The following is an 8,246-nucleotide window of genomic DNA, read 5'->3' on the forward strand; positions in this document are numbered from 1 at the left end:
GGGGTCGGGGCGTGGCTCCCGACCCCCGGCCCCCGGACGCTCACAGGCCCATCGACTTGGCGATGATGGAACGCATCACCTCGCTGGTCCCGCCGTAGATGCGGGTGACCCGGGTGTCGGTGTACATCCGGGAGATGGGGTACTCCCGCATGTAGCCGTAACCCCCGTGCAGCTGGAGGCACTTGTCGATGACACCGGCGGCGCGCTCGGTGACGAAGAGCTTGACGGCGGCGGCGTCGGCGGGGGTCAGCTCGTCCGCGTCGTCGGCGTCCAGCGCGCGGTCGATCATCGACTGCATGGCCAGCACCTCCGCCTGACAGTCGGCCAGGACGAACTTGGTGTTCTGGAAGGCGGCCACCGGCTTTCCGAAGACGGTGCGCTCGCGCACGTACGCGTCGGCGAACCGGATGGCGGCGGCGGACTGGGCGTAGGCGTACAGGGCGATGCCCAGCCGTTCCCGGGGGAGGTTGTGGGTGAGGTAGGAGAAGGCCTTCCCCTCCTCGCCGAGTCGGTCCTCCACCGGCACCCTCACATCGGTGAAGGAGAGTTCCCCGGTGTCGGAGGCGAGCAGGCCCATCTTCTCCAGCTTGCGACCCACCGCGTACCCCTCGGACTTCGTGTCCACGACCAGGATGGTGATGCCGGCGCGGCGGTCCCCGGGGTCCGGCGGGGAGGTGCGGGCGCACACCAGGACCCGGTCGGCCTGGACGCCGCCGGTGATGAAGGTCTTGGCACCGTTGAGCACGTAGTGGGTGCCGTCGGCTGAGAGCTTCGCGGTGGTCTGCATGCCGGCCAGGTCGGAGCCGGTGCCGGGCTCGGTCATGGCGATGGCGGTCATCATCTCGCCGGCCGTGAAGGGGGGCAGCCAGCGCCGCTTCTGCTCCTCGGTGCCGTACTGGAGGAGGTAGGGCAGGCAGAGTGCGGTGTGGACCGAGGAGCCGCCGAAGGAGACCCCGGCGCGGGCGAGCTCCTCGGTGATGACGGCCTGGAACTTGAAGCTCTTCTCCCCGGCGCCGCCGTACTCCTCGGGCACCTCGATACCGAAGACGCCCAGCTCGCCGAGCTTCCGGTAGAACTCGCGCGGCACGTGCCCCTGCGCCTCCCACCCGGGGTAGACGGGCACGACCTCGGCCTCGATGAAGTCGCGCATGGTGACGCGGAACGCCTCGTGGTCCTCGTTGAACACCGTACGGCGCACGGGTGCCTCCTGGTCTCGGCCCGGCCGCCGGGGCGGGCTCTCCTTCGGTCCGGTCGTGGGTCGAGCGTCTCCCGCCCCGCCGGGGTGCGGGGCCGGGGGCCGACATCACGGGACAACTGTCTAAGCGCTTGCTCAGTTGTGAGGTTACTCCGCGGTCGGGCCGGGGACAAGGTAGGAGGTCGCACCGCACGACGACGAGGGCCCGGATCCGATGATCGGATCCGGGCCCTCGCCCTTCAGTAGCGGGGACAGGATTTGAACCTGCGACCTCTGGGTTATGAGCCCAGCGAGCTACCGAGCTGCTCCACCCCGCGTCGTTGTGCCCTTACTGTAGACCGCCGGGGACCGGCGATGCAAATCGAGGTGAACCGCGCGCCACCGGGGGCCACCCGGACGCCACCCCAAAACGTCCCGCACCCGCTCAGGAGGCCGCGGCGCAGCCGGGGCAGCGGCCGTAGTAGGTGACCGTCACCTCGTCCACCGCGAAACCGAAGCGCTCACCGAAGGGCAGGGCGGCCATCAGGTCGCCCTCGGTGCGCACGTCGCGGATCATCCCGCAGCCGGAGCACACCAGGTGCTGGTGCTCCTGGTGGACGTTGGGGTCGTAGCGCTTGGCCCGCCCGTCCGTGGTGACCTCCACCACCTCGCCGAGCGCGACCAGCTCGCCGAGGGTGTTGTAGACCGAGGCACGGGAGATCTCCGGCAGGCGCTCCACCGCGCGGGCGTGGACCTCCTCGGCCGTGTAGTGGACGTGCTCGCCGTCCAGCACCTCGGCGATGACCCTGCGCTGCGCGGTGAGCCGCCAACCGCGGTCGCGAAGTCGCTGTAGCAGGTCACTCATGCGCTCCACCCTAACGTGAGGCCGTTTCCGGCGATGTTTGCGGCGATATGCCCGGCCGCGCCGAGCGAACCCGGGGCGCCGATCCGGATCCCGCACAAACGTTGATCCCGTATGAATCGAGTACCCGTCTTGACTTGGACATAGTCCAATATAGGATCCGGTAGGACACGGGCCAAGCCCCCGTGACCCTCACGAAGATCCGAAGGGCGAGGTAGATGACCGAGCAGATCACCGCGGGACCGCTCACCACGGAGGCCGGTGCCCCGGTTGCCGACAACCAGAACAGTGAGACCGCCGGGGTCGGCGGACCGGTCCTCCTCCAGGACCAGCTGCTCATCGAGAAGCTGGCTCACTTCAACCGTGAGCGCATCCCGGAGCGCGTGGTCCACGCCCGCGGCGCCGGCGCGTACGGCACCTTCACCGTCACCGCCGACGTGACGCCTTACACCCGGGCGAAGTTCCTCTCGGAGATCGGCAAGGAGACCGAGGTCTTCCTGCGCTTCTCCACCGTGGCCGGCAACCTCGGCGCGGCGGACGCCGTCCGCGACCCCCGCGGCTTCGCGCTGAAGTTCTACACCGAGGAGGGCAACTACGACCTCGTCGGCAACAACACCCCGGTGTTCTTCATCCGGGACGCCATCAAGTTCCCCGACTTCATCCACACCCAGAAGCGCGACCCGTACACCGGCTCGCAGGAGGCGGACAACGTCTGGGACTTCTGGGGTCTGAGCCCGGAGTCCACCCACCAGGTGACCTGGCTCTTCGGTGACCGCGGCATCCCCGCGAGCTACCGCCACATGGACGGCTTCGGCTCCCACACCTTCCAGTGGACCAACGAGGCCGGCGAGGTCTTCTGGGTCAAGTACCACTTCAAGACCGACCAGGGCATCAAGAACCTCACCCAGGACGAGGCCAACAAGCTCGCCGGCGAGGACCCGGACAGCCACCAGCGCGACCTGCGTGAGGCCATCGAGCGCGGCGAGTACCCCTCCTGGACCGTGCAGGTCCAGATCATGCCCGCCGAGGAGGCCGCGACCTACCGCTTCAACCCGTTCGACCTGACCAAGGTCTGGCCGCACGCGGACTACCCGCCGATCGAGATCGGCAAGCTGGAGCTGAACCGCAACCCGGAGAACATCTTCGCCGAGGTGGAGCAGTCGATCTTCTCCCCGCACCACTTCGTGCCGGGCATCGGCCCCTCCCCCGACAAGATGCTCCAGGGTCGGCTGTTCGGCTACGGCGACGCCCACCGCTACCGCGTCGGCATCAACGCCGACCACCTGCCGGTGAACCGCCCCCGGGCGACCGAGGCCCGCTCCCACGGACGGGACGGCTTCATGTACGACGGTCGCCACGGCGGCGCCAAGAACTACGAGCCGAACAGCTTCGGCGGCCCGGCCCAGACCGACCGCGCGATGTGGCAGCCCACCACCGTCTCCGGTGCCACCGGCAACCACCCGACCCCGGTGCACGCCGAGGACGACGACTTCGTCCAGGCAGGCAACCTCTACCGCCTGATGTCGGAGGAGGAGAAGGAGCGCCTGATCGAGAACCTCTCCGGCTTCATCGCCAAGGTCTCGCGGGAGGACATCGCGCAGCGCGCGATCGAGAACTTCCGCCGGGCCGACGAGGACTACGGCAAGCGGCTCGAGGCCGCGGTCCAGGCCCTGCGCGGCTGACGACCCGCTTGCCGTAACCACTCCCCGTCCGGCACGGACGCCCCCCGGGGCTCCGGCCGGCCGGGGTGACGGGCGGAAACGAGGACCCGGGTCGCCGGGTGCGTCGCGGCCCGGGACGATTCACCGTCCCGGACCACGACGCCCGCGGCCCGGGTCCTCGCGCGTCCGGGGCCGGTCGTCGCGCGGCCGGCGCGGCCCCGGCGGTCGGGCTCCCACCGCCCCCGGCCTCACGCCGCGGCGGTGAGGACCGGCGTCCAGCAGCGGACGATGTCACGCACCGAGACGATCCCCACCGGCCCGCCGTCCCGCAGCACGATCAGGTGCCGGAACCCCCCCGCGGTCATCGCCGCGGCCGCCTCGACCAGTGTCCAGGAGGGGTCGGCGAAGACCACGTCGGTGGTGGTGTGGGCGCCGGCGCGCTCCCGGTCGGGGTCCTGCCCGGCGCCGACCGAGCGCAGCACGTCCCGCTCGGTGAGGATGCCCACCCCGCAGGTGTCCGGGTCCAGGACGACCGCCGCGCCCACCCGCCGGTCGGCCATCAGGGTCGCGGCCCGGCGCAGCGTGTGCTCCGGACCGATGGTGAGGACGACCGTGCTCATCGCGTCGAGTACCTGCATGAGGGCACACCTCCGGGGTGTCGGCCGGGGCCCGTGACCGTGGGAACGCCTCCGGATGGCCGACGGGATTGTCGGCACGCCGGGAGGCCGTTCGAGAACCTTTTCACAAGGTCACAAGCGGGAGAGTGTTCATCGTCACACGCACCCGGGGGGCCGACAAGGGGGCGGACGATGCGAGAAGGGGCGAAACGGTCCCACCCACGCGCCGCGCGCGTCACGGACCCGGCGCGGAACTCCGCCCGGGCGCCCCCTCATACGGACGGGCCGTCACCGGGCGTGCGGGGCCGGGCGGTCGGGCCCGGCCGGGCCGACGACCACCGGTCGCCGAGGTACTCCAGGAGTCGGTCGTGCAACAACCCGTTGGAGGCGGCGGCGTTCCCGCCGTGCACCCCGTCCCGGCCGTCGAGCCCGGTGAACCGGCCGCCCGCCTCCTCGACGATCACCGCGTTGGCGGCCATGTCCCACATCGACAACTCCGGCTCGGCGCAGATGTCCACCGAGCCCTCGGCGACCATCATGTACGGCCAGAAGTCGCCGTACGCCCGGGTCCGCCAACAGTCCCGACCCAGCTGCAGGAACTCCCGCAGCCGGTCGCGTTCCTCCCAACCGGTCAGCGAGGAGTAGGCGAAGGAGGCGTCCTCCAGGCGGGAGACCCCGGAGACCGACAGGCGGGTGGCCGAGGTCAGGCTGCGCCCGGTGTACGCGCCCCCGCCCAGCGCGGCCCACCAGCGCCGGCCCAGCGCCGGCGCGGAGACCACGCCCACGACCGGCCGTTCCCCGCCCTCACCGACCTCCATGAGCGCGATCAGCGTCGCCCACACCGGCACGCCCCGCACATAATTCTTGGTGCCGTCGATCGGGTCGATCACCCACCGGCGGGGACCCGCGCCGGACGTGCCGTACTCCTCGCCCAGCACGGCGTCCCGGGGCCGGGCCCGCCCGAGAATCGAGCGGATCACCTCCTCCGCCGCCCGATCCGCCTCGGTGACCGGGGTCATGTCCGGTTTCGTGTCGACCTTCAGGTCCAGGGCCCGGAAGCGCTCCGTGGTCGCCGCGTCCGCGGCATCGGCGAGGACGTGGGCGAGACGCAGATCGTCGTGGTGGTCGGCCATGCCCGCTACCGTAGCGGCCCCCGCGGGCCGGCCGGGCGGGTGTCCGACGGAAGAGCAGCCGCCGGACGGGGTCGGGCGGCGCCGGGTGGCGTCGAACGGGCCGGGGGGATCGGGTCAGTCGCCCTCGTGCCGCTCGCGGGTCGCCAGCAGGCGGCGCAGGGACTCCAACCGTCGCGGATCCGCGTGACCGGCCGCGACCCACGCGTCCAGCGCGCAGTCGGGTTCGTCGTGGCCGCAGGCGCGCGGGCAGCCCTCGGTGCCCGGCTCCAGATCCGGGAAGGCGTGGATGACCCGTGAGGGGTCCACGTGGTGCAGGCCGAAGGACCGAACGCCGGGCGTGTCGATCACCCAGCCCTCCGGTTCCCCCTCCTCGTCCGAGAGCGGCAGGGCCAACGCCGAGGTGGTGGTGTGCCGGCCGCGCCCGGTCACCTCGTTGACGCGGCCGGTGGCCCGGCGCCGCTCCGGCACCAACCCGTTGACCAGGGTGGTCTTCCCCACCCCACTGTGACCGACCAGGACGGTGGTGCGGCCCACCAGCAGTTCGCGCACGGAGGCGATCACCCGCCGGGTCGCCTCGTCCGGCTCGCCCTCCTCCTCGTGCAGGCCCGTGGTCACCACGTGCCGGATGCCCAGCGGGGCGTAGGTCTTCACCATCGCGTCGGCGGACGCCAGGTCGGCCTTGGTGAGGATCAGCAGCGGCTCCAGACCGGCGTCGTAGGCACCGACCAGGCAGCGGTCGATCAGGCGGGGTCGCGGGGGCGGGTCGGCCAGGGCCGTGACGATCGCCAACTGATCGGCGTTGGCCACCACCACCCGCTCGTACGGGTCGTCGTCGTCGGCGGTGCGCCGCAGCGCGGAACGACGCCTCTCCACCCGGACGATGCGGGCCAGCGCGTCGCGGTCCCCGGACAGGTCGCCGACCAGGGCCACCCGGTCACCGACCACCACTCCCTTGCGGCCCAGTTCGCGGGCCTTGACCGCGACCACCGCCCGGTCCCCCACCCGGCAGGTGAGCCGCCCCCGGTCGACGGTGGTGACCATGCCCTCCACCGCGTCCTCGTGGGCCGGGCGACGGTGGGTGCGCGGGCGGCTGCCCCTGCGGTCGGGGCGGACCCGGATGTCGTCCTCGTCGGTGTGCTTGCCGTAACGTCGCATGCCGGTCAGTCCCGATTCCGGGGCGCGGCGGCCGGGAGACGGCCGGCGAGCATCGCCCGCCAGCGGGAACGGAACTCCGCCGTCCCCCCTCCCCCGTCGTCGGAGGGGTCGTACCCGGTGGTGTCCCCATCGGGTGCGCCGTCACCGGCTCCGGGGTCGGCCACGTCGATCGCCGGCCCCGTGGTGCGGGAGGCGCCCGGGGTGGCGGAGGCCAGGGCCAGCAGCGCCGCCACGGCCGCGCGCCGGGGGCCGGCGCTGCGCGGCGGGGCCCCCCGCAGCGGGCGCGGGCGGACGCGCAGCACCGTGCCCGGCGTGCCGGCGGCGGCCGGGGCGTCGGGGGCCTCGGTGATGTCGGCACCCAGGGCCAGCAGATCGCCGATCACGGTGTCCGGCACATCGGCACGGCGCACCCGCAGCACGGAGTCCCCCTCGGCCAGTGCCGCCAGGGCGATGACGCCGGCCACCCAGCCGGCTCCCGACCCGGTCGCCGCCGCCGCCGGTCCCCGCAGGTCCAGCTCCACCCCGCGCAACGGACCGGCACCGACCACCGTCAGGCCGTGGTCGTCGACCGAACACCGTGCGCCGAGGGCGGTCAGCACATCGGGGAGCGCGTCGGTTGGACGGCCGATACGGGCGGGCCAGTCCGGGACGGTGACCCGCCCGCCGGTGACCATCGCGGCCGACAGGAAGGGCAGGGCTGCGACCGGATCCGGCTCGATCACCACGTCCCGGCCGAGCAGCGCGCCCGGCGCCACCCGCCACACCCCGGGCCGGCCGCCGGACTCGGGGGCGTCCACCCGGGCCCCGGCTGCCCGCAGCGAGGCGACCACCGCGCCCAGGTGCGGCAGCCGGTCGGGGAGCGCGCCGGGGTCCCCGGGATCTCCGGGGCGCGTGGCCGCGGGGTCCGAGGGGACGTGACGGATCTCCACGCCCCGGTTGCAGCGCGCGCCGCACAGCAGCAGGGCCCCGGCTGTCCGGGGGTCGGCGGCCACGTCGAGGGCGACGGTTCCGCCGTTCAGCGGCCCGGTGCCGTGGACGGACAGCGGGAAGGCGCCCCGGCCGCCGTCGTCCACCCGGGCGCCCAGGGCGCGCAGCGCGGCGACGGTGCCCGCGGGGGAACCGGAGGCCGGATCCGGCGTCCCGGTCAACCGCACCTCCCCCTCGGCCAGCGCGGCGAACGGCAGCAGCAGGCGGGCGGCCCCCGGGGCGCCGGTCACATCCACGTCGGCGGGGCCGTGCGGGGTCGCCGGGATGATCCGCCAGGACTCCCCGTGGTCACCGGGGACGCCGGCGTCCGGGGCGGTGGCGGTGGCGGAGGAGACCGTCTCCTCGACCCCGATGCCCATGGCCCGCAGGGCTTCGGCGATCAGCAGGGTGTCGCGGGTGCGCGGCGGACGGCGCAGCCAGCCCGGTTCCGCGGCCAGCGCGGCCAGGATCAGCGCGCGGGCGGTCACCGAGGTCGCCCCGGGCACGACGACGGTCGCGTCCACCGCGCCGGGAGCGGGTGGGGCGGACCGGAGCACGGTGCCTGCGGTGGAGTCCGTCATGCGGGCCACTTTAGTGTGTCACCCAGTGTCATCGCGCGACGATGACGTCGTCGGATCACCGCCACCGGGGGCACCGGGGGCGTGAAGGGCCCGGGGG

At 73.1% G+C, this 8,246-nt stretch carries 7 protein-coding genes and 1 tRNA gene; 1 reads left to right on the plus strand and 7 read right to left on the minus strand.

Annotation, left to right across the window (positions count from 1 at the left end; genetic code table 11):
• Positions 1–40: 40 nt before the first annotated feature.
• The 3 genes from FNQ90_RS06605 to FNQ90_RS06615 form a co-directional block, all read right to left on the minus strand.
• A complete protein-coding gene (locus FNQ90_RS06605) occupies positions 41–1,198 on the minus strand; it encodes an acyl-CoA dehydrogenase family protein (protein ID WP_182605405.1) in 1,158 nt (385 codons plus the stop codon).
• Between the two features lie 240 nt (positions 1,199–1,438).
• Positions 1,439–1,512 (minus strand) — tRNA-Met (locus FNQ90_RS06610).
• 107 nt (positions 1,513–1,619) lie between these two features.
• Entirely contained in the window at positions 1,620–2,039 is a 420-nt protein-coding gene (locus tag FNQ90_RS06615) for a Fur family transcriptional regulator (protein ID WP_182605406.1), read from the minus strand.
• 215 nt (positions 2,040–2,254) lie between these two features.
• On the opposite strand from FNQ90_RS06615, the gene FNQ90_RS06620 reads away from it, so the two are divergent.
• The gene (locus FNQ90_RS06620) at positions 2,255–3,718 is read left to right on the plus strand and encodes a catalase (RefSeq protein ID WP_182605407.1); all 1,464 of its coding nucleotides are present in this window, start codon (positions 2,255–2,257) and stop codon (positions 3,716–3,718) included.
• A gap of 227 nt (positions 3,719–3,945) precedes the next feature.
• Here the strand turns inward: FNQ90_RS06620 and FNQ90_RS06625 are convergent, their stop codons facing one another.
• The 4 genes from FNQ90_RS06625 to FNQ90_RS06640 all read right to left on the minus strand — a co-directional run bounded on the left by FNQ90_RS06625 (position 3,946) and on the right by FNQ90_RS06640 (position 8,149).
• Positions 3,946–4,335: a CBS domain-containing protein gene (locus FNQ90_RS06625; protein ID WP_143619009.1), complete on the minus strand. Its 390-nt coding sequence runs from the start codon at positions 4,333–4,335 to the stop codon at positions 3,946–3,948.
• Positions 4,336–4,586: 251 nt separating this feature from the next.
• Positions 4,587–5,447, minus strand: a complete 861-nt coding sequence (gene hisN / locus FNQ90_RS06630) for a histidinol-phosphatase (RefSeq protein WP_182605408.1) — start codon at positions 5,445–5,447, stop codon at positions 4,587–4,589.
• A 114-nt stretch (positions 5,448–5,561) separates the two neighbouring features.
• Positions 5,562–6,602 carry a ribosome small subunit-dependent GTPase A gene (gene rsgA / locus FNQ90_RS06635; RefSeq protein ID WP_182605409.1) on the minus strand — a complete coding sequence of 347 codons (1,041 nt, stop codon included), beginning with the start codon at positions 6,600–6,602 and terminating at the stop codon, positions 5,562–5,564.
• 5 nt (positions 6,603–6,607) lie between these two features.
• Entirely contained in the window at positions 6,608–8,149 is a 1,542-nt protein-coding gene (locus tag FNQ90_RS06640; protein ID WP_182605410.1) for a 3-phosphoshikimate 1-carboxyvinyltransferase, read from the minus strand.
• Positions 8,150–8,246 lie beyond the last annotated feature (97 nt).

Source organism: Streptomyces alkaliphilus, assembly GCF_014141535.1.
GTDB classification, from domain to species: domain Bacteria; phylum Actinomycetota; class Actinomycetes; order Streptomycetales; family Streptomycetaceae; genus Streptomyces; species Streptomyces alkaliphilus.

What these genes read in the sequence shown, in the direction of transcription:
- FNQ90_RS06615 (WP_182605406.1), bottom strand. Translation starts at nt 2,039, where the DNA reads ATGAGTGACCTGCTACAGCGACTTCGCGACCGCGGTTGGCGGCTCACC.
- FNQ90_RS06620 (WP_182605407.1), top strand. Translation starts at nt 2,255, where the DNA reads ATGACCGAGCAGATCACCGCGGGACCGCTCACCACGGAGGCCGGTGCC.
- FNQ90_RS06625 (WP_143619009.1), bottom strand. Translation starts at nt 4,335, where the DNA reads ATGCAGGTACTCGACGCGATGAGCACGGTCGTCCTCACCATCGGTCCG.
- hisN (WP_182605408.1), bottom strand. Translation starts at nt 5,447, where the DNA reads ATGGCCGACCACCACGACGATCTGCGTCTCGCCCACGTCCTCGCCGAT.
- rsgA (WP_182605409.1), bottom strand. Translation starts at nt 6,602, where the DNA reads ATGCGACGTTACGGCAAGCACACCGACGAGGACGACATCCGGGTCCGC.
- FNQ90_RS06640 (WP_182605410.1), bottom strand. Translation starts at nt 8,149, where the DNA reads ATGACGGACTCCACCGCAGGCACCGTGCTCCGGTCCGCCCCACCCGCT.